Origin of the sequence: Rhizobium sp. 862_C5_N1_2 (assembly GCF_051811205.1) — a bacterium.
GTDB lineage: Bacteria > Pseudomonadota > Alphaproteobacteria > Rhizobiales > Rhizobiaceae > Rhizobium > Rhizobium leguminosarum.
In genome coordinates this window covers 4,171,696-4,192,451 of sequence record NZ_JBPWPT010000001.1, presented here as the reverse complement: position 1 = coordinate 4,192,451, position 20,756 = coordinate 4,171,696, and the positions used below count along the sequence as shown (strand labels likewise).

At 61.5% G+C, this 20,756-nt stretch carries 20 protein-coding genes; 14 read left to right on the top strand and 6 right to left on the bottom strand.

The window, feature by feature from the left end; genetic code table 11:
• Nucleotides 1–15: 15 nt before the first annotated feature.
• The 8 genes from ACD590_RS20715 to ACD590_RS20680 all read left to right on the top strand — a co-directional run bounded on the left by ACD590_RS20715 (nt 16) and on the right by ACD590_RS20680 (nt 6,363).
• Nucleotides 16–324, top strand: coding sequence for a YciI family protein (locus ACD590_RS20715; RefSeq protein ID WP_018243883.1), 309 nt, complete (start codon nt 16–18; stop codon nt 322–324).
• A gap of 39 nt (nt 325–363) precedes the next feature.
• A complete protein-coding gene (odhB, locus tag ACD590_RS20710) occupies nt 364–1,629 on the top strand; it encodes a 2-oxoglutarate dehydrogenase complex dihydrolipoyllysine-residue succinyltransferase (RefSeq protein ID WP_018243882.1) in 1,266 nt (421 codons plus the stop codon).
• A 13-nt stretch (nt 1,630–1,642) separates the two neighbouring features.
• The gene (locus tag ACD590_RS20705; protein WP_128408744.1) at nt 1,643–2,392 is read left to right on the top strand and encodes a DUF4241 domain-containing protein; all 750 of its coding nucleotides are present in this window, start codon (nt 1,643–1,645) and stop codon (nt 2,390–2,392) included.
• Nucleotides 2,389–2,919 (top strand): hypothetical protein, encoded by a 531-nt coding sequence (locus tag ACD590_RS20700; RefSeq protein ID WP_028733518.1) that lies wholly within the window; start codon nt 2,389–2,391, stop codon nt 2,917–2,919. The genes ACD590_RS20705 and ACD590_RS20700 overlap by 4 nt, the downstream gene beginning before the upstream one ends.
• Nucleotides 2,916–3,668 carry an SDR family oxidoreductase gene (locus tag ACD590_RS20695; RefSeq protein WP_028733517.1) on the top strand — a complete coding sequence of 251 codons (753 nt, stop codon included), beginning with the start codon at nt 2,916–2,918 and terminating at the stop codon, nt 3,666–3,668. Before ACD590_RS20700 ends, ACD590_RS20695 begins: the two co-directional genes overlap by 4 nt.
• A gap of 21 nt (nt 3,669–3,689) precedes the next feature.
• The gene (locus tag ACD590_RS20690; RefSeq protein ID WP_018243878.1) at nt 3,690–4,328 is read left to right on the top strand and encodes a LysE family translocator; all 639 of its coding nucleotides are present in this window, start codon (nt 3,690–3,692) and stop codon (nt 4,326–4,328) included.
• Between the two features lie 26 nt (nt 4,329–4,354).
• Nucleotides 4,355–5,761, top strand: a complete 1,407-nt coding sequence (gene lpdA, locus ACD590_RS20685) for a dihydrolipoyl dehydrogenase (RefSeq protein WP_028733515.1) — start codon at nt 4,355–4,357, stop codon at nt 5,759–5,761.
• A 101-nt stretch (nt 5,762–5,862) separates the two neighbouring features.
• Nucleotides 5,863–6,363, top strand: coding sequence for a cytochrome b (locus tag ACD590_RS20680; protein WP_439003266.1), 501 nt, complete (start codon nt 5,863–5,865; stop codon nt 6,361–6,363).
• A gap of 12 nt (nt 6,364–6,375) precedes the next feature.
• Here the strand turns inward: ACD590_RS20680 and ACD590_RS20675 are convergent, their stop codons facing one another.
• Both ACD590_RS20675 and ACD590_RS20670 read right to left on the bottom strand, forming a co-directional pair.
• Nucleotides 6,376–7,452, bottom strand: a complete 1,077-nt coding sequence (locus ACD590_RS20675; RefSeq protein ID WP_028734223.1) for a TraB/GumN family protein — start codon at nt 7,450–7,452, stop codon at nt 6,376–6,378.
• Nucleotides 7,453–7,634: 182 nt separating this feature from the next.
• On the bottom strand, nt 7,635–8,570 hold the full coding sequence (locus ACD590_RS20670; RefSeq protein ID WP_028734224.1) for a tyrosine recombinase XerC: 936 nt from the start codon (nt 8,568–8,570) through the stop codon (nt 7,635–7,637).
• 139 nt (nt 8,571–8,709) lie between these two features.
• Here ACD590_RS20670 and ACD590_RS20665 point away from each other — a divergent pair, with 139 nt between their 5' ends.
• Together ACD590_RS20665 and ACD590_RS20660 are read left to right on the top strand one after the other, a co-directional pair.
• Nucleotides 8,710–9,657 carry a GNAT family N-acetyltransferase gene (locus ACD590_RS20665; RefSeq protein WP_028734225.1) on the top strand — a complete coding sequence of 316 codons (948 nt, stop codon included), beginning with the start codon at nt 8,710–8,712 and terminating at the stop codon, nt 9,655–9,657.
• 16 nt (nt 9,658–9,673) lie between these two features.
• On the top strand, nt 9,674–10,171 hold the full coding sequence (locus tag ACD590_RS20660) for a GNAT family N-acetyltransferase (protein WP_028734226.1): 498 nt from the start codon (nt 9,674–9,676) through the stop codon (nt 10,169–10,171).
• Here ACD590_RS20660 and ACD590_RS20655 read toward each other — a convergent pair.
• From ACD590_RS20655 to ACD590_RS20645, 3 genes are read right to left on the bottom strand one after another with little or no spacing between them, the layout of a single operon-like run.
• A complete protein-coding gene (locus ACD590_RS20655) occupies nt 10,152–11,084 on the bottom strand; it encodes a dihydrodipicolinate synthase family protein (protein ID WP_028734227.1) in 933 nt (310 codons plus the stop codon). The two genes, ACD590_RS20660 and ACD590_RS20655, sit on opposite strands and share 20 nt — an antisense overlap.
• A 14-nt stretch (nt 11,085–11,098) precedes the next feature.
• Nucleotides 11,099–11,971, bottom strand: a complete 873-nt coding sequence (locus ACD590_RS20650; protein ID WP_028734228.1) for an amidohydrolase family protein — start codon at nt 11,969–11,971, stop codon at nt 11,099–11,101.
• Nucleotides 11,968–13,680: an IlvD/Edd family dehydratase gene (locus ACD590_RS20645; protein ID WP_439003265.1), complete on the bottom strand. Its 1,713-nt coding sequence runs from the start codon at nt 13,678–13,680 to the stop codon at nt 11,968–11,970. The genes ACD590_RS20650 and ACD590_RS20645 overlap by 4 nt, the downstream gene beginning before the upstream one ends.
• Nucleotides 13,681–13,920: 240 nt before the next feature.
• Here ACD590_RS20645 and ACD590_RS20640 point away from each other — a divergent pair, with 240 nt between their 5' ends.
• Nucleotides 13,921–14,946: a Gfo/Idh/MocA family protein gene (locus ACD590_RS20640; RefSeq protein ID WP_439003264.1), complete on the top strand. Its 1,026-nt coding sequence runs from the start codon at nt 13,921–13,923 to the stop codon at nt 14,944–14,946.
• Nucleotides 14,947–15,063: 117 nt separating this feature from the next.
• A complete protein-coding gene (locus ACD590_RS20635; protein WP_018243866.1) occupies nt 15,064–15,735 on the top strand; it encodes a GntR family transcriptional regulator in 672 nt (223 codons plus the stop codon).
• A 61-nt stretch (nt 15,736–15,796) separates the two neighbouring features.
• On the opposite strand, the gene ACD590_RS20630 is transcribed toward ACD590_RS20635, so the two are convergent.
• On the bottom strand, nt 15,797–17,425 hold the full coding sequence (locus ACD590_RS20630) for a GH39 family glycosyl hydrolase (protein WP_439003263.1): 1,629 nt from the start codon (nt 17,423–17,425) through the stop codon (nt 15,797–15,799).
• A gap of 351 nt (nt 17,426–17,776) precedes the next feature.
• Here ACD590_RS20630 and ACD590_RS20625 point away from each other — a divergent pair, with 351 nt between their 5' ends.
• Both ACD590_RS20625 and ACD590_RS20620 read left to right on the top strand, forming a co-directional pair.
• Complete coding sequence (locus tag ACD590_RS20625; protein WP_028734231.1) at nt 17,777–19,678, top strand: ABC transporter substrate-binding protein; 1,902 nt, start codon at nt 17,777–17,779, stop codon at nt 19,676–19,678.
• 67 nt (nt 19,679–19,745) lie between these two features.
• Nucleotides 19,746–20,750 (top strand): ABC transporter permease, encoded by a 1,005-nt coding sequence (locus tag ACD590_RS20620; protein WP_018243863.1) that lies wholly within the window; start codon nt 19,746–19,748, stop codon nt 20,748–20,750.
• Nucleotides 20,751–20,756: the final 6 nt, after the last annotated feature.

The following is a 20,756-nucleotide window of genomic DNA, read 5'->3' as shown; positions in this document are numbered from 1 at the left end:
AACACGGGGGGCGCAATGGCTTATTTCTTTCTGAGACTGCAGCCGCCGCGCCCCACTTTCCCGCATGACGGGACCGGGGAGGAAATGGCGGCGATGAAACGCCATGTCGAATACTGGCATCGGCACGCCCTTGCGGGATCGGCGATCATCGTCGGCCCCGTCTTCGAGGGTGAAGGCGCTTGGGGCATGGCGATCGTCGAGGTCGAGGATCAGGCGGCGGCGCAGGTTCTTGCCGACGGCGATCCGATCATCGCTTCCGGTTTTGGTTTCCGCTTCGATATCCTGCCGATGCCTTCGATCATCTCGCGGCCGCCCGCCGTCTGAAACGCATTAACGAAAACACACGAAATCAGGATCTGAACAATGGCCACAGAAATCCGCGTTCCAACTCTCGGTGAATCCGTCAGCGAGGCAACCGTCGGCACCTGGTTCAAGAAGGTCGGCGACGCCATCAAGGCCGACGAGCCGATTCTCGAGCTTGAAACCGACAAGGTGACCATCGAAGTTCCAGCACCCGCCTCCGGCACGCTTTCGGAAATCGTCGTCGCCGCCGGGGAGACCGTCGGCCTCGGCGCGCTGCTCGGCCAGATCGCCGAAGGCGCAGCTGCCGCTGCCGCGCCGGCTGCTGCTGTACCGGCCGCCGCACCTGCCCAGCCAGCCCCGGCTGCTGCTGCCCAGCCAGCGCCAGTTGCCGCTGCTGCGTCGTCGTCATCGAGCGCTTCCGTCTCCACCATGCCGCCGGCACCGGCGGCTTCGAAGATGCTTGCCGAAAACAATCTTTCCGCCGACCAGCTCGACGGTAGTGGCAAGCGCGGCCAGGTGCTGAAGGGCGACGTCATCGCCGCCGTTGCCAAGGGCATTTCTGCTCCGGCGGCCGCACCCGCGGCAACGCCTGCCGCCGCGCGCGGCCCGTCGACGGTCGAGGATGCCTCGCGCGAAGAGCGCGTGAAGATGACGCGCCTGCGTCAGACGATCGCCAAGCGCCTCAAGGATGCGCAGAACACCGCCGCCATGCTGACCACCTACAACGAGGTCGACATGAAGGCGGTCATGGACCTGCGCAACAAGTACAAGGACATTTTCGAGAAGAAGCACGGCGTCAAGCTCGGCTTCATGGGCTTCTTCACCAAGGCGGTGACGCATGCGCTGAAGGAATTGCCGGCCGTCAACGCTGAAATCGACGGCACCGACGTCATCTACAAGAACTACTGCCATGTCGGCATGGCCGTCGGCACGGACAAAGGCCTCGTCGTTCCTGTCATCCGCGACGCCGACCAGATGTCGATCGCCGAAATCGAGAAGGAACTCGGCCGTCTTGCCAAGGCAGCCCGTGATGGTTCGCTCTCCATGGCCGACATGCAGGGCGGCACCTTCACCATCACCAATGGCGGCGTCTACGGTTCGCTGATGTCTTCGCCGATCCTCAACGCGCCGCAGTCCGGCATTCTCGGCATGCACAAGATCCAGGAGCGGCCGGTGGCGATCGGCGGCCAGGTGGTCATCCGTCCGATGATGTATCTGGCGCTGTCGTACGATCACCGCATCGTCGACGGCAAGGAAGCGGTCACCTTCCTCGTGCGCGTCAAGGAAAGCCTGGAAGATCCGGAACGTCTGGTTCTCGATCTCTGAGGGAGCGCTTTCGATGCGGAACCGGATCATGCGAGCGGCGCGCTTTCTTCTTTGCGCTGCCGCCGCGCATATTCCGGTCTCCGCATCGGCTGCCGGCTGGGACATCAGCAAGGCAAGCAGCAATTTCGAGCTGGTGGCGCTGAGCGATGCCGAACTCTCCGGGCGGTCGATCGGCGCGATCCATATGGGCAATGTCGAGCTGACATCGGGGCGCATCGTTGCGGCCGATCCGCTCGCCCAGCCCGATCGTCCAGCGCTCGCAAGAACGGTTGCGCCGGGCGACTATCCGGTGACGCTCTACCAGGCCTTCGGGCGCATCGCCGCCGCCAGCATGCGGTTTGCCGAGGGCAGGCCGGATCATTGGGAGCTTGCAGTCCTGCCCGGGCAGGACACGGCGACGCTGAAGGACGGCGAGATCTTCGGCTATCCCGTCGATGCCGGCCTCGGATGCTACATGGATGCCGATACGTTTGATCTGATCGGAGAGCGTGAAGGGCAGGTACAGGCGCAGAAACCGGATGCCGACGTCAATTATTACGATGACGTGCTGGCGTCGGACCTCGACGCCAACAAGGGCATCTATGCACTGCACCGGCCGGTTGCCGGCAGACGAGGCAATGTCGCCGTGTTCTGGAGCGGCTGGGGCGACGGTTTCTACCCGGTTTTCTGGGGGCTCGACAAGGACGGCCGCGCGCTGGTGCTGCTGACGGATTTCAGCGTTGTCGAAAACGCCGACGGGCGGAAGGAGCCGAAGCTGCAATGAGCGGAAGGATCGGGATCATGGCGGGACGGAAAGGTGTGGCTGCGGTTGCAGCCGCCGCGTTTTTTGCCGTTCCGGCATCCACCTTCGGCGCCGCATGCAAGCAGGAACAAGCCGTCTACGTCGATCGCGACGGTGCCTATGAATTGCGCTTCGCACCGCTGAATTCTCCATCGGCCGCCGCCAGCAACCAGTTCAAGGTCAGCGCGCTCAAGACACCTGTCGTGATGGAAGGTTATGTCATGCCATCGGAAGATCCGGTGCGCGCCATCGGCATCCTGATGTTCAACTGCCCCGAGGGCGATGCGACCGGCGCCGATCTCGATGCCTGCACGGTCTGGCAGGGCGCCGTCTACGGCATGGATGCCGAGGGTGAGATGGACAATCTGCAGCCCGAAGGTGCTGCGGCGGCCGAAAAGCTCGTGCTCCCCGGCCTTGGTCCCGCCATCCGCGAATCCAGTGCCTGGGGCGAGGGCAAGGCTTCGGTAGCGCCTTGGGACGTACTGACATTCAAGGAGTGTGCGACATGAGCGATGCACCTGTTGTTCTCATCACCGGCGGAAGCCGGGGTATCGGCGCCGCGGCCTCAAGGCTCGCCGCGCGCCAGGGCTGGCGTGTTGCGGTGAATTATGCCGCCAACCGCGAAGCCGCGGATGCGGTCGTGGCTTCGATCACAGAAGGCGGCGGCGAGGCCGTGGCGATCCAGGGTGACGTCGGCAAGGCTGCGGATATCGTCTCGATGTTTACGGCGGTCGACCAGCATTTCGGCCGGCTTGACGGGCTCGTCAACAATGCCGGCATTGTCGACTATCCGCAGCGCATCGATGAGATGTCGGCGGAGCGAATCGAGCGCATGCTGCGCATCAATGTGACCGGCTCCATCCTCTGCGCCGCAGAGGCCATACGCCGGATGTCGAGCCGGCATGGCGGGCAGGGCGGGGCGATCGTCAATATCTCGTCGATGGCGGCGATCCTCGGTTCGGCGACGCAGTATGTCGATTATGCCGCTTCGAAGGCGGCGATCGACACCTTCACTGTCGGCTTGGCGCGTGAAGTCGCTGCCGAGGGCATCCGCGTGAATGCGATAAGGCCCGGCATCATCGAGACCGACCTCCATGCTTCGGGCGGGCTGCCTGACCGGGCACGCGAGATGGCGCCGGCGGTTCCGATGCAGCGTGCGGGCACGCCCGAGGAGGTGGCGGATGCGATCCTCTATCTTCTGTCACCTTCGGCTTCCTATATAACCGGCGCGATCCTCAATGTGAGCGGCGGTCGCTAGAACGACAGGGCGAAAAACAGCATGCAATATATTCTCGAATTCCTCGGCCTGATGGCCGTCTTTTCGATCTTCATCGTCGTGCCGGGCGCCGATTTTGCCGTTATCCTGCGCCAGAGCATCGTGCATGGGCGACGCGCCGCCATCATGACCGGGCTCGGCATGGGCTTCTCCCTGCTCTTCCACATCAGTTACACTATCCTCGGCCTCGGCCTGATCGTGTCCAAATCACTGATGCTGTTTGCTGTCATCAAATGGGCAGGCGTCGCCTATCTGGTCTATCTCGGCATCAAGTCGTTCCGCGAACCGGGCTTCAAGGTGAGGGATATCGAGGTGACGGCGGAAGACCGCAAGCCGGTCTCGATGCTGAAATGCCTGGGCATGGGCTTCATCACCAATGCGCTGAACCCGAAGCCGGTGCTGTTCTTCCTGTCGCTGTTTTCGACGCTCGTGCATCACGACACGCCGGCGCTGATCCAGTTCTCCTATGGCATCGGCATGGCGACGGCGCTGGTCGCCTGGTTTGCCGGCGTCTCCTATTTCTTCACGGTCAAGGCGATCCGTGACCGCTTCATCGCCAGCGGCAAATGGTTCAACCGCATCACCGGAGCGGCACTTGTCGGCTTCGGCTTCCGCCTCGCTTTGTCGCGCGCGGCCGATTAAACGAAAAATCCAAAGGGAAAGAAGCAATGTCCTACGATGTGATCATTATCGGAACCGGCCCGGGCGGCTATGTCTGCGCCGTCAAGGCGGCCCAGCTCGGCCTCAAGGTCGCCGTCGTCGAAAAGCGGGCGACCTATGGCGGCACCTGCCTGAACGTCGGCTGCATCCCGTCGAAGGCGCTGTTGCATGCCTCCGAAATGTTCCATCAGGCCGGCCACGGAATGAGCGCGCTCGGTATCGATATTCCGGCGCCGACGCTCAACCTCGGCAATATGATGGCCCACAAGGATGCGACGGTGAAGTCGAATGTCGACGGCGTCGCCTTCCTCTTCAAGAAGAACAAGATCGATACCTTTCAGGGCATCGGCAAGGTCGTCTCGGCCGGCAAGGTTTCCGTCACCGCCGACGATGGCAAGGTGCAGGAGATCGAAGGCAAGAACATCGTCATCGCCACCGGCTCCGACGTCGCCGGCATTCCTGGCGTGCAGGTCGAGATCGATGAAAAGACCATCATCTCCTCGACCGGCGGCATTGCGCTGGAGAAGGTGCCGGAAACGCTGATCGTCGTCGGCGGCGGCGTTATCGGTCTCGAGCTCGGTTCCGTCTGGTCGCGCCTCGGCGCCAAAGTCACCGTCGTCGAATATCTCGACACCATCCTTGGTGGTATGGACGGCGAAGTCTCCAAGCAATTCCAGCGTATGCTTGCCAAGCAGGGCATCGATTTCAATCTCAGCGCCAAGGTCACCGGCGTTGAAAAGGGCGACAAGGGCGCCAAGGTCACTTTCGAGCCCGTCAAGGGCGGCGACAGGGTGACGCTCGAGGCCGAAGTCGTGCTGATCGCCACCGGCCGCAAGCCCTATACATCGGGTCTCGGCCTCGAAGAGGCCGGTGTTACGCTCGACAATCGCGGCCGCGTCGAGATCGACGGTCACTTCAAGACCAATGTTGCCGGCATTTATGCGATCGGCGATGTGGTCAAGGGTCCGATGCTGGCGCACAAGGCGGAGGACGAAGGCGTGGCGCTTGCCGAAATCCTTGCCGGGCAGCATGGCCATGTGAATTACGAGGTCATTCCGAGCGTCGTCTACACCCAGCCGGAAATCGCTTCCGTCGGCAAGACCGAGGAAGAACTCAAGGCGGCTGATATCGCCTACAAGGTTGGCAAGTTCCCGTTCACGGCGAACGGCCGGGCGCGTGCGATGCTGGCGACGGACGGCTTCGTCAAGATTCTTGCCGACAAGGAAACCGACCGCGTGCTCGGCGGCCATATCGTCGGCTTCGGCGCCGGCGAGATGATCCACGAGATCGCCGTGCTGATGGAGTTCGGCGGTTCGTCAGAAGATCTCGGCCGTACCTGCCACGCGCATCCCACAATGTCGGAAGCGGTGAAAGAGGCTGCGCTCGCAACCTTCTTCAAGCCGATCCATATGTAATCTTACATATTCGTAACAAAGCATACAGCCGCTTGCCGAAAGGCAGGCGGCTGTTTTAGTTGTTGCCTATCGTTGAGTTCAGCATCCGTGAAGGTCCAGAAATGCAGCAGCCGTCCATCGTGAGCTACAGCCTGAGCCAGCGTTTTCTTCACTGGGCCGTGGCGCTGCTGATCTTCTTCAACCTGCTGTTTCCCGATGGCATGAATATCTGGCATCGGCTGATGCGCAGAGGCCAGGTACCGACGCCGGAGCAGATTTCGTCGGCGAATATCCATGCCTATGTTGGCATCGCCATCCTGCTGCTTGCCGTCCTCAGGCTCGGGCTGCGTTTTACCAAGGGCGTCCCGGACGAGGTCGCACAGGAGCCGGCGATCTTCCGTCTTGCAGCGAGGCTTGCTCATGCCGGCCTCTACATCCTGATCTTCGCGATGCCGCTTTCGGGCATCGCCGCCTACTATTTCGGTATCGATCCCGCCGGTTCGTTCCACGCGGATGCCTTGAAGATCATTCTCTGGGCGCTGATCGCGGCGCATGTCGCCGGCGCCCTCGTCCATCAGTTCTATTGGAAAGGCAATGTTCTGCGCCGTATGACGCTCGGCTGACCGCCAGCGGGTTCAGTTCACCGCGGTGACGGTGAAGCCCTGCTGGCGTAGCAGTTCGATGACGCCGTCCTTGCCGGGCAGGTGCAGGGCGCCGACGGCCATGAAGACGTTGCCGCCGTCGAGGATGGGGGCGGCGCGTTCGGCCATTACCTTGTTGCGGTCGAGGATGATGCGCTGCTCGAAGGCGGCATAATCGTTATTTTCGCCCTCTTCTTCGGGCGTCACGGTTTTCAGCATCGGCATGGTCATGCCGATGTCGCCGGAGAGGTAGAGATCGGTCATCGTCTCGACGACATCGCTCATCTTGTCGCCGAGTTCCAGCGTCTCGATCAGCGACTTCAGATGGAATTCGACCGGCAGATCGGCCATGGCCTGGATCTGTTCGGCGAGGGTTTCCAGCCCCTTGACCTGCTTGCCCTGAGCAACGGCGTCGGTGGCGATCTTCTGGTCGAGGAACTGCACGCCCTTTGCCTTGCGGGCGATTTCGCAGGCCGGCAGGGCGACGGCGCTCGAGATCATCCAGGGCCGCATGCGGGAAACGGCGCTGAGCGGGATACCGCGCTGCTTGAGGCCGGTTTCGAGGCGCTTGTAGTCCTCGGGAGAAAGCAGCTTGTCGATCGTTGTGCCGTCGGTGAACATCGTCAACTCCGGCTTTGCGAGCAGGGCGGCGGTCGCTTTCCGCTCATCGAGGATCTCGTCGGATTCGATGACGATCGTACTGGCGGCATCGTGGGCTGCCTGGGCGCGCGGTGGCAAGGCGAGCACGCGCGGATCGGTGACATGCATGCTGCCGAGCAGCCACGAAGGTGCAAGTCCCGGCTTCTCGACCTTCCAGAAGATGCCCTTGCCGTTCGGCGTGGCGTCGGCTTCCTTCAGCGCCTCGGCATAGCGGGCAGGGTCGTTCTGCTGCAGTTCGATCATCAGGTTGCGGCCAGTGCAGGCCACGTCTTCGGCCGCCGCCGGCCTTGCAGCCAGGAAAGCGACAAAGAGGGCCGCAAGAAGCAGCATGTGAAAGGCTGCGATCAGCCAGAGCAACAGATTGGCCGGCACTGCGAGGTAAGACGTCCGGCGGCCGATTGATGTCGTCATGATGGGTGTTCCGATCACATGCCTTGTGCGTTTCATGGTCTACGCCCGGCTTGCGCATATTCCTTTAAGAGAATGCGTTAACGAAAGTTAAAGTGCATCACATCAAATCGGATTCATGACGATGCGCTTTAAATCAACGCATCGTGCTTCCAAAAATCAATTCCGATTTCCGGGCCGATGCGCTAGGCGCGCGGATGCGCCCGATCATACACCTCGAGCAGCCGTGACGCATCGACTCCGGTATAGACCTGCGTTGTGGAAAGGCTGGCATGGCCGAGCAATTCCTGAATGGTGCGCAGATCGCCGCCGCCGGCAAGCAGGTGGGTGGCGAAGGAATGGCGCAGGGCATGCGGTGTCGCCGTCTCCGGCAGACCGAAGGCGCTGCGCATCTTCTGCATGGTGCGCTGGATGATCGCCGCCTGCAGCTTGCCGCCGCGGGCGCCGCGAAACAGCGGTTCGCCGCTTTCGAGATGGTATGGGCAGAGCGCGCGGTATTTCTCGACCGCGTCGAAAACCACAGAGAGCAACGGCACCAGCCGCGTCTTGTTGCCCTTGCCGGTGATGCGCAGCACCGTCGCGCCCTTCTGCAGGTCGGCGGGAGCAAGATCAAGCGCTTCGGAGATGCGCAGGCCGCAGCCGTAGAGCAGCGTCATGACAGCCGCATCGCGCGCCGCAATCCAGGGTTCGTCATGCAGTTGGGCGTCGTCGCTGACGACGGTGATCGCCTGCGTGTCCGACAGCGGCTTGGGCAGCGATTTCGGTTGTTTCGGCGAGCGCACTGCGCCGGCGCCGGCGGCGTTGACCAGGCCCTTCTTTTCGAGATGGCGCAGCAGCGAACGGAGACCGGCGAGATTGCGGCCGAGCGAGCGAGCGCCGGAGCCCTGCTTGCGCCGGGCCGCCAGGAAGGCGCGGAAATCGGCGGGGCGCAACTCCTTGATGTCGCGGAGCGTCACCGGGCCGGCGAGATGGCCGGTCAGGAAGGTCAGGAACTGGCGGGTGTCGCGCTCGTAAGCGTCGAGCGTATGCTCGGAAAGACGGCGCTCACGGGCGAGATTTTCAAGCCATGCGGCACGCTCCGTCATCAGGCGCGGATCGGCGATAACAAGCAGTTCGTTCACGTGGCTGGCCTTGATTTTGCCTTCAAGTCCGCCAATTTGGAGCAGGAACAGTTATGGAATTGCTAATGCCGGCCAAGCCTTTGTCATCCTTCGATCATATTGTACTGCGATAGCTTATACCCCATAGACAGGATCTTTCATGGCACGGCGCGATTCCATGACGGCTTTCGGACAGCTCGCGGAAGCGATCGCTCTCGTTTCACAGGGAAAGCCCGGTCATATCGTCGATACGCTGATTGCCGAACGCGGCCAGAGGATCGTGAAAAATCCGCTCTGGCCGGTCATGCGGCCATTCCTCTACACGCTGCTGCGTTACAACAAGGCGCTCGAATTCGCCAATGCGGTTGCCAAGATGCCGGGTTTCCAGTCGTTCGAATATCTGAGTGATGTGCTGAAGCTCGACATCGGCATCACCAATGGCGAACGCATCCCTGATACCGGCGGCTTCATCCTCGTCAGCAACCATCCCACAGGCATCGCCGATGGCGTTGCCGTGTTCGATCTCTTGAAAGCGCGTCGGCCGGACATGATGTTCTTTGCCAATCGCGATGCCATCCGCGTCAATCCGCGGTTCGCCGAGATGATCATTCCTGTCGAATGGCGGGAGGAGCATAAGAGCAAGCTGAAGGCGCGCGAAACGCTGCAACTGACCAACCATGCGGTGAAGGAAGGCAAGGCGACAGTGCTCTTTCCCTCAGGCCGCATCGCCTACTGGGCAAACGGCCGGCTGAACGAACGGCCATGGAAGACCTCGGCCGTCGGGCTGGCGCGCAAATACAATCTGCCGATCCTTCCCGTGCATGTGACGGCGCGCAATTCGGGGCTGTTCTACTGGCTGGCGAAATGGTCGACGGAGCTTCGCGACATGACCGTGTTCCACGAACTGTTGAACAAACGCGGCGACCGCTTCGATTTCGTGATCGGCAATCTTATTCCCGCCGAACAGCTAGACGGCGACCTCAACGAGGTGACGAAGGCTCTGGAGAAACATACGGTGCAGGATATGGCTGGGGATGGCGACGCGACCTTCGTCCCGGTCGGCCTGCCGGCGGCGATGCACCGCGAGGTTCCGGTTCCTGCAATCTAGAACCACCGGCATTGCCATGACAATCGATATCCGCACGTTCCGCGATCGATTGCCGCAGGAGATCGCAGATCTCGAAAGCGAGGCCCGGCAAGAAGGCTATCTCCATATCGCCCGCCTTATCGACGAATGGTCGACCGGCGCCGTCAGATTCGATCGTGACGGCGAAAGGCTGCTTGGCGCCTATGCCGAGGAGGCGCTTGCTGGCGTCGGCGGCATGACTGTTGAAACGGCCATGTCAGGGGCGCTGCGGATGCGGCGTTTCTACATCAGTCCCGCAATGCGCGGGCGCGGCATCGGCCGGATGCTTGCCATGGCTCTGGTTGATCATGCGTCGTCCTTCTGTACCGTCGTCACCGTTCATGCGGGAAACGATGGTGCGGCAAGGTTCTGGGAGTCGCTCGGGTTTCAGCCTCACGGACGAGATGGACATAGCCATCTGCTCGCGCTGCAGCACCATAACGGTGGTCCAGCGGCTTCGGATTTGCGCCAGTGTGTTACGCCCCGATCTCCTTGAGGCGGATGGCCTGGCGCGCCAACAGCCGCTCGACATCGGCAATATCGAGTGCGGAGAGCTTGGCGCCCGGCTTGCGCAGGGTGGCCGACTTGATCACGCCGCGCTTGGCAAGCACATATTTGCGCGAGGCAAGGCCAATGCCCTGCTGCTGTTCGTAGCGGGCGAGCGGCAGATAGGCGTCGAAGATCGCATGGGCGCGATCGGGATTTCCGCCTGCATAGGCCTCGACGACGCCAACCATCATCTCCGGATAACAAAAGCCGGTCATTGCGCCATCGGCGCCGCGGCCCATCTCTTCGGGCAGGAAAAGCCCGCCATTGCCGCAGAGGATGGAGATACGCCGCATGGCGCCCTTGTCGCTGGCGGCGCGAAGCGCGGTGATTTTCGATAGACCCGGCCAATCCTCGTGCTTGAGCATGACACAATTCGGCACCTCGTTGACGATACGCTCGATGACCTTAGGCGCGATGGTCACATTGGTGGTGAGCGGATAATCCTGCAGCACGAATGGCGTATCGCCCAGGGTCTCGCCAACCGACTGGTAGAAGGCGAAGGCCTGATCGTCAGTCTTGACGGTCCAGGGCGGCGCAACCATGACACCGGCCGCCCCCTCGCCCATAACGGCTTCGGCAAGTTCGCTCATCGGCGCAAGCCCTGGCGCCGAAACGCCGACAACGACGGGGAGGCGCCCGTCGAGGCGCTTCAGCACCCGTTGGACGACTGTCCGCGATTCCTCGGCGGTCAGCTTCGGGGCCTCGCCGAGCTGGCCAAGCACCGTCAGGCCGGTGACGCCGGCGCCCTCGTAGAAATCGACCATGCTGTCGATACTGGCGAGATCGAGCGCGCCGTCATCGGTGAAGGGGGTTACGGCGATCACATAGACGCCCTTGGCATCTTCGGTCAGTCTGGCCATTCGTACTCTCCAATTCAGCGGCCGAAGAACAGCGCCTCGGCATTTCGAACAAAAATCTTTTCGGCAATCGTGGGATCGTCAATGGCGGCCCGTATGGTCTCGATCAGATCGGCGTCATCGGGCATGCCGTCCCACAATTCGGTGTGCGGCCAATCGCTGCCCCAGAGCAGCCTTTCCGCATGGCTGGCGGCAAGGGCGCGGCCGACCTCGGCGAAACCTTGGTCATTCATGTCCTTCGTCAAACGGTAGGGCGCGGTGACTTTGACGTAGGCCTCGGCTCTGTCCATCAGTCTTTTCAGGGCATCGACATGCAACGATCTCGTCTCTCTGGCAAGTGGAATGAAGCCGAGATGGTCGATGACGAGGGGCAGGCGGATGCCGGACAGCGTTGCCGCAATATCGGGAAGTTGTTCGGGATTGATCTGCAATTGCAGCGACCAGCCGAGAGGGGCAATGCTTTCCGCCAGTGTCTTGGCGGCGGCGAGCGGGAGGCCACCCTTGTTGCGCGTATTGATCCGCACGCCGCGCACGCCGAGCCGATCCAGACGCTCCATCTCGGTCGCCGTGGTGTCAGGATCGATGACGACGATGCCGCGCAGACGATCTGGATAGGCGGCAAGCGCCTCCAGCAGCACCCTATTGTCGAGGCCATAGACGCTTGGTTGCACCAATACGCCCCTGGCGATGCCAAGACTGCCGGAGAATTCGATCCAGTCGGCAATCGTCGCGATGTCAGGCGTGTAGCTGCGTGGAGTGTTGAGCGGAGCGCCGGCGCGAAAGACGTGGAAATGCGCATCGACCGTGCCTTGCGGCAGCGCCGCCCGCGGCAGCCGCGTCAGCTGCCGGCGGGGCAGGCAAAGCGGCGCCTCCATATCAGCGGCACTCATCGCGCGTCGAGCTCCTCGCTTTGCAGGAAGTCGAAGTCGGCGCCTTCGTCAGCCTGGAGCACGCGCTCCTGATAGAGCTTGGCATAGCCGCGCGACGGGGCCGGGGAGGGCCGGTTGACGACATCAAGCATGCGGCGATCGAATTCCGCCTGGTCGATGTCGAGATCGATGCGCCGGCCCTCGACGTCGAGTCGAATGCGATCGCCGGTGCGGACGATCGCCAGCGGGCCGCCATCGGCGGCTTCAGGCGTGATATGGAGGATGATCGTGCCGAAGGCCGTGCCGCTCATGCGGGCGTCGGAAATCCGCACCATGTCCTTCACGCCCAGGCGGGCGAGCTTGCGGGGGATGGGTAGATAGCCGGCTTCCGGCATGCCGGGCGCACCTTTCGGCCCGGCATTGCGCAGAACCAGAACGTCGTCGGCATGTACGTCGAGATCGTCGCTGTCGATGCGCAGCGTCATATCCTCGACGGAATCGAAGACCACGGCGCGCCCGCTATGCTGCAGCAGATCCTTGGAGGCGGCGGATTGCTTGATGACGGCGCCGCGCGGCGCCAGATTGCCGCGCAAGACGGCGATCGTTCCGATCGGCTTCAACGGTTTCTCGACGGTGCGGATAATGGTCTGGCCCGGCTCATCGACGACATCGTCGATGATCTCGCCGATCGTTCTACCGTACACGGTCGGGGCGCGGGCGTCGATTTCGTGACGCACCGCCTTCAACAGAGCCGGAACGCCGCCGGCCTCATGGAATTGCTCCATATAATGCTGGCCGGAGGGCTGCAGGTCGACGAGCAGGGGAATGCTCCGGCCGAGCCGGTCGAGCTCGGCCATGTCGAGGCGCAGACCGAGGCGGCCGGTTATCGCGGCAAGATGCACGACGGCATTGGTCGAGCCGCCCATCGCCTGCAGTGCGACGAGGCCGTTGCGTATTGCCTGCGGCGTCAGGATATCGCGCACCGTCGGTGCAGCCTCATCCATGGCGAGACGCGCGGCGACACGGCCGGTCTCCTCGGCAAGGCGGACTCGTTCAGATTCGACGGCGGGTGCCGAACCGGCGCGGGGAAGGCAGAGACCCATGACTTCGGTGAGGTTCGCCATGGTGCTCGCCGTGCCCATCACCGTGCAGGTGCCGATCGAGCTGGCCAGCTTGTTGTTGACGTCGGCGATCTCGGCCTCGTCGATCTCTCCGGCGCGGAAGCGCCCCCAGAAACGGCGGCAATCCGTGCAGGCGCCAAGCCGTTCGCCCTTGTGGTGGCCGACGGCCATCGGGCCGGTCGGCAGGAAGATCGCCGGTATCTCGCTGCTGGCGGCCGCCATGATCTGGGCCGGCAGGGTCTTGTCGCAGCCGCCGATCAGGACGACGGCATCCATCGGCTGGGCGCGGATCATCTCTTCCGTTTCCATCGCCATCAAGTTGCGCAGATACATCGAGGTCGGCGAGGCAAAGCTCTCGTGGATCGAGATTGTCGGAAACACCATGGGCATCGCACCCGTCAGCATGACGCCGCGCTTGGTTGCCTCGATGAGTTGCGGCACATTGCCGTGACAGGGATTGAAATCACTGTAGGTGTTGGCGATGCCGACGATCGGACGGTCGAGCGCATCGTCCGAATAACCCATGGCCTTGATGAATGCCTTGCGCAGGAAAAGGGAGAATCCCTGATCGCCGTAACTCGTCAGCTTGCGACGAAGACCGTTCGACAAACCTGTTCCTCCCTCGCCAAATTGATCCATGGCCGTGGTATCAGCGTAGAGGGATACGGATGATTGTCAATAAATAAGATGGCGTCACTGTATCGTATTTTCGGATTTCTTCGGCGATCACCATAAATTACAATGGGAATCAGCGAAATTAGCACTTTTGTTCGACAATCAAACGATTGGCTTTTGCGATGAAGATGGATAGATTATTGATAAAATGAGATTGTATGCAGAGGAAGCGCCATGACGGGAACGAGACGACGGCGTATCGGCATTATCGGTGCCGGCTGGGTCAGCGCCTACCATCTGCCTGCATGGATGCGGCAATCGGAAAGAGCCGAGGTCGTGGCGCTTGCCGACCCGTCGCCGAGCGCCGTCGAAGCGCGGCTTGCCGCCTTCGATATCGCGCGCCACTATGCGAGCGCGCAGGCGATGCTGGATGCCGAGCAGCTCGATGCCGTGGATATCTGCGCGCCACGGGAGTTCCATGCCGAACTGGTGCGGCTGGCGGCGGAAAAAGGCCTCGACATCATCTGTCAGAAGCCGCTCGCACCCTCCTACGGCGAGGCTGTCGACCTGCTGGCAGGTCTTTCAGGCAGGGGCAGGTTGATGATCCATGAGAACTGGCGGTTCCGCGCTTATTATCGGCGGCTGAAGGCGTGGCTCGACGAGGGACTTGCCGGCGAGATCCGCCAGGTGCAGTTCGAATTCCTGTCCAGCGGCATGATCGCGGATGCGGAAGGAAAAAGGCCGGCGCTGGTGCGCCAGCCCTTTTTCCGGACGCAGAAGCGATTGCTGGTTATGGAAGTCATGATCCATCATCTCGACACGCTGAGATATCTTCTGGGCGAGATGGAGGTGGTGAGTGCGCGGCTTGAGAGGAGCAATCGCGATATAGTCGCGGAGGATGTCGCAAGCGTCGTCCTGCGCCGGACGAGCGACGGTGTTCTCGTCACCATCAACGCCAATCTCGCCGTGCATGGCGCGCCGCCGGCGCCGCGTGATCACTTACGCATCTTCGGAACACGCGGCACGCTCGAACTTAATGGCAATCTGCTCTCGGCTGAGGGTGCGCGGCAGTGCCGGGAGAACTTCGATCCCGACGAGACCTACCAGGGTTCCTATGACGCGACCATTGCGCATTTCCTCGACAGCCTCGATGGAAAGGTGGCGATGGAGACATCGCCGGGCGATAACATCAAGACGCTTGCTCTGGTCGAGGATATCTATCGCTTGAGCCGGTTCGACCCGGAACGCAATCCACTGTAACATGGCTCGCCGTTAGAGCGCCGCGCGTCCAGGACGCTCTATCACTTTAGATTGGCGCATAATCCCTTTCCGAAAATCGAATCCGGTTTTCGGGGTTATGCTTCAGAGGAGATGACATTGCAGACGCTCAACGAAAGCCGCGAAGACGGCATCGAGCATGATGATCTAAGCATTGCCCGCGCGCTGGAGGAGGACATCATTTTCGGGCGGCTGGCGCCTGGAACCCGCCTGACCGAAGACACGCTCCTTGCCCGCTTTCACGTCACGCGCCATTTCGCCCGGCAGGCGATCGTGCAGCTCGAGACGATGGGTATCGTGGTTCGCGAGCGCAACAAGGGCGCGACCGTCCGCTCGCTGACGGCCCGCCAGGTCCAGGAAATCTACGACGTTCGGGAACTGCTGCAACGGCAGGCAGCGCTGTGGATAAAGCTGCCGGCGCCCGAGGCGTTGATCGAGGAACTGCTGGCGCTGCACGAGGAGCATGGCCGCCACATCGAATCCGGCTATCTCAGGGGTGTGCACGAGGCCAACGATAAATTCCACCTGACGCTCTTCGGCGCCTGCGGCAATTCGCATCTGGTGCAATCGATCGAGCTCTATATGCGGCTCAGCCTGCCGGTGCGCGCCAATTCGATGTCGAGCAAGGAATCGCTGCGTATCTCGCACGAACATCACCGGCTGATGATCGAGATGCTGCGCGGTGGGGATAACTGGGTTCTCGCCCAGCTCTGCGTCGACCATCTGCAGCCGAGCAAGAAACGCTATCTCGCCTATGTCAGTGACAACTGACGCGAACCGGCCGCTTGAAAGGGAGCGCAATCTTTCGATTGCGCTCCCTTCGCCTACCGGCTCACCAATCGAGGCGCAGGAGAGACACGCCTTGACGCGGTAGGGAGACTTTGAGGGCGATCTTGCCGTCGTCGACCTTGACCGACGCCTCGCCGTCGATCTCGGCGAGTTTTCCCGAGGCTTCCAGCCTGGCATGGTCTTCGCCGGCCGGATTCTGCGGCTTGCCCATCGCCTTCCAGACGCCGAAGGCGTTGGAATGCTCCTCGTCCATCCTGAAATGCTTGAGCGAGGCGGACTTGTCGCCCCAGCCGTCGAGATTGACCGTGATGTCGGCGGACGGCCCGGCTTCGTCATCGTCGTGGTAGTGCCAGAGGAGAATGGAAACACCCTTGTCGTCGCGGGTCGCCACGACGTTGACATCGGGCTTGCCGCGCACGCCATGGCTCATGATATCCTCGATATCGCGGCGATAATCGCTTTCCGATTCCAGCCATTCGCCGCCGAGCTTGCCGAGCATGCGGAAGCCGTTGAGAACAGCCTTGTCGACGCCGTTGGTGGCAAGATCGCGGAAGCCGTCGAAATAGGGCTGGTCGTCGAAGAGGAAAGCCCAGGTCACCGCGCCTTCGATATGGATGTTGGCGCGTCTCGCCAGTTCGTAAGTGCGAATCATGCTCTCGACGACATAGACGCCGTAGAGTGGGCCGTTGCGATAACCGTTCTGCGGATGGACGCGTGCAGAGCAGGCCGCACAGCCTTCCGGATCGGATTCGCCGATCACCACGGGCAGGTGTCGGAGTTCCGGAAACTCGTTGATGATGGCAAGGTTCGTCTCGATGTCGCGGAGCTGCTTGTGCAGGCCCATCCGGACGTGGCCCTCGTAGATCACCGGATTGCCCTTGGCATGGAAGGCGAGGAAATCGATCGGCGACTTATTGTCGACCGCGTGCTTGAGGAAGGCACGCAGGAAAGTCTGGGCCTTTTCGTTGGCAAAGGCGCCGCAGGTGTGCGGACCGCCGACACGGGCATTCGGCAAGGCACGCTTCAGGGCCTTGGCGCTGACATCATACATTTCGCAGAATTGCGGTATGGTGCCGGTCCAGTAGTGACCGTCCGGCTCGTTCCACACTTCCCATGGCCAGCTTGAAACGACGGCCTCGCCATATCTTTCGGCCAGATGGCGCGCCCATGCTTCGATCAGGTCAGCCCATTTCTTCAGATCCGTCGGCGGCGCCGTCCAACCGGTGGTGATCGTTGCGTATTTGTCGGCCGGCTCCCATTGGTGGCGATAGGGACCGTCGAAATCGGAGAGCGCCTCAGGCGTGAAACCGATCTGGATCAGCGGAATGTTGCCGGCTTCCACATAGGTGTCGAAGATCTTGTCGATGATCGTCCAATCATAGACCGGATTACCGTTCGCATCCTCGGTATAGGCATTGGTCGAACCCCATTTGAGCGCAGGCAGGCCGTCGCCGCTGGTCAGAAGATTGTGCGCACGGATGCGGGGTGGCTCGGGGCTCAGCTCGGTGAGTTCCTTGAGCAGCTTCCTGCCGTGCGGGGAGTAGGTGTAGTTCGGCTCGTCGTAACCGAACCAGTTCCACAAGGGTTCGTATTTGCCGGTTGGCCGGTTGGCGTGAACGGAGATTGTCACGTCATAGGGGCTGCTCATCCTGGTGTCCTCTTGAACGGTCATGCCAAAGCCTCCTCCCGAAAGCAGCCGACCTGTCTGGTGATGAAGTGCGGCCTCTTGGGAGGGCGCCGCGCTCGCTGCAAAAGCTAAGCCAAACGCTCACTTTGTCAATAATATAAAAAATCAGATCGGCGCCGTTCGCCAAAAATGCCTGTAAATGCGCTATTTTTTATGACAGACAAAATTATCAGTTGCCGTTTCTCAAAAAATTGTCGATAACTGTGGCGTGAGTTCGCCCGCCGTCGAGGAGTGCATGTGTCCCTGCGGCACGCGCAGGCAGGGGTTCGCTGGACGCCATCGTCAATCGATTACGGGAAGCGCTCGCCGCGGCGAGTTGAGGAGGAGGAACATCCGATGAAGTTCCGTAAATATGCAGCCATTGCCTTATTGTCGCTCATGGCCCTTCCGGCATTTGCGCAGGATTTCATTGCCGGCATACCGCGCAATGAAACGCTGATCATCCAGGGTACGCCGCAGCAGAATGCCGACTGGTTCAACCTCTGGGCTCCGGGCGGTGGGGCGGCTGCAAATCTCAACGGCCTGCAGCAGCTGACCACCGATACGCTATGGTTCATCAATCCCGAAGGCGGCAAGGATGCCTGGCAGAATGCGCTGGCCAGCGAACCGCCGAGCTACAACGCCGATTTCACCGAGATGACGGTGAAGCTGCGCAAGGGCATTTTCTGGAGTGATGGCATCGAATTCACCAGCGACGACGTGGTCTATACCGTGCAGACGCAGATCGACCATCCCGGCATGGCCTGGAGCGCGCCCTTCACCGTCAATGTCGCGAGTATCGAAAATCCGGATCCACAGACGGTCGTCTTCCATCTAAAGAAGCCGAACTCGCGCTTCCATACGCTTTTCACCGTGCGCTGGAATGCCGCCTGGATCATGCCGAAACACGTCTTCGAGAAGGCCGCAGATCCGCTGTCCTTCAACAACAACCCGCCGGTTTCACTCGGGCCCTACCAGCTGCAGAGTTATGACAAGGGCGGCAACTGGACGATCTGGAAGCTGCGCGATGACTGGCAGCGCACGTCGATCGGCCTGGCTGCAGCACAGCCGCCCGAGGTCAAGTACGTCGTCTATCGCGCCGCCGGCAATCCGGAGGCCCGCGTCATCGAGCAACGCAACCACAATCTCGACGTCATCAACGACATGGCGCCCGAGGGCATGTTCTCGATCATGCGTGACAGCAAGAGCACGGCCTCCTGGCTGAAGGGTTTCCCTTTCGCGCATCCGGACCCGACGCTGCCTTCCGTTCTCTTCAATACGAAGAAGGCACCCTTCGACAATAAGGACGTGCGCTGGGCTCTCGCTCTGCTGATCGACATCCGCGAAGTGGCGCTTGGCTCCTATCGCGGCGCGGCCAATATCGCCGCCCTTGCCACGCCGCCGACGGGTTCTGCCCCGGACGATTATTACGCACCGATGCAGGACTGGCTGACGAACTTCGAGCTCGACACCGGGTCCCGCAAGATCAAGCCTTACGATCCCAACATCTCGTCGCAGATCGCCAATATGGTGCGCAGCCAATGGGCCGATCAGATCCCGACCGATCCGGCCAAGCTGCAGCGAACCTTCGGCTTCGGCTGGTGGAAGAAGGACGTTGAGGCTGCGACCGAGCTGCTGCAGAAGGCAGGCTTCAAGAAGAGCGGCCGCCAGTGGATGAAGCCTGACGGCACGCCCTTTACGATCCGCCTGCAGGTGGAAGGCGATGCCATCCCGACGCTTGCCCGCGCCGGCACGGTGATCGCCCAGCAATGGACGCAAGCCGGCATCGCCACCAAGGTCGATGTCGCCGGCCCGACCAATGGCCAGCGCCTCAGCACCGGCGATTTCGAGACGGCGATCTACTGGAGCATCGAGACCTGGGGCGGTCATCCCGATCTCTCCTTCTTCCTCGACAGCTATCATTCGGAGTTCATCAAGCCGGTCGGGCAGATCCAGCCGCCGCGCAATCTGCAGCGCTGGCAGGATCCGCGTCTCGACCAGCTCATCGAGCGCAATCGGTCGATCGCCTTCGATTCGCCCGATGTCGCCAAACTCGGCCAAGACTTTCTGAAGCTTGCCGTCGAGGAAATGCCGATGATCCCGCTGATGGCCTACAACAAGTTCGCGCCGCTCGATACGACCTACTGGACCAACTATCCGAGCGCGGACAATCCCTATTCGGCCTCGGGTCCGAACTGGTCGAACATCCGCTACATGGTGGTCGGTCTGAAGGCCAATCCGGATGCGCCGAAGCCTTGATCGAGGCAATATCGAGGGAGCAGCCGGCCGCCGGCTGTTCCCGTTCTGCTATTGAAAGGTCGATGTCATGAACGGCTTTCTGATCTATGCGGCAAAACGCTTTCTGCAATTTCTTTTCGTGGTCTTCACCGGCATCACGCTGGCCTTCCTGATCGCGCATTTTTCGCCGGTCGATCCGATCGAGCAGACCGTGTCGCTGTTGACGAGCTTTGGCTCCACCGATCCGCAGGCCGTCGAGATCCTCCGCGAATCGCTGCGTGAACTCTACGGCACCGGCGGGCCGCTGCTGGAGCAGTATTTCACCTTCTGGGGCCGCGTCCTGACCGGCGATTTCGGCCCGTCGCTTTCCTCTTTCCCGACCCCTGTGATGACCGTTATCGGCCGGGCACTGCCCTGGACGGTCGGGCTTCTGACCCTCGCAACGATCATCTCCTGGATCATCGGCAATTTTCTCGGCGCGCTTGCCGGTTATTTCCACAGCAGCAAGCTGCTGAAGGTTGCCGGTATCGTCATCATGGCGCTGCAGCCGATCCCGACCTACATCATCGGTCTCAGCCTGGTGATCCTCTTCGGTTTCATCTGGCCGATCCTGCCGATCAGCGACGGCGCGCAGGTCAATCTCGCGCCTGCCTTCAACTGGGCCTTCATCAGCTCGGTGATCGAGCACGGCATCCTGCCGGCCCTGACCCTCGTGCTGGTCGGCATCGGTGGCTGGTTCATCTCGATGCGTTCGCTGGTTTCCAACATCGTCACCGACGATCACGTCGTCTATGCCGAACTTGGTGGCGTGCGCTCGCGCAGCATCTTTTCGCAATATGTGGCGCGCAACGCCATGCTGCCGCAGGTCACCGGCCTGGCACTCAGTCTCGGCAATGTCTTCGGCGGTGCCGTCATCGTCGAGTTCGTCTTCAACTATCCCGGGATCGGCAAGCTTCTGATCTCCGGCATTTATTCCGGCGATTACAGCCTCGTGCTCGGTGTCACCACAATCGCCATCATCGCGGTTGCCGCCGCGGTCTTCGTGATCGACATCATCTATCCGCTGATCGATCCACGCGTGAAACTGGGGTAATCCGTG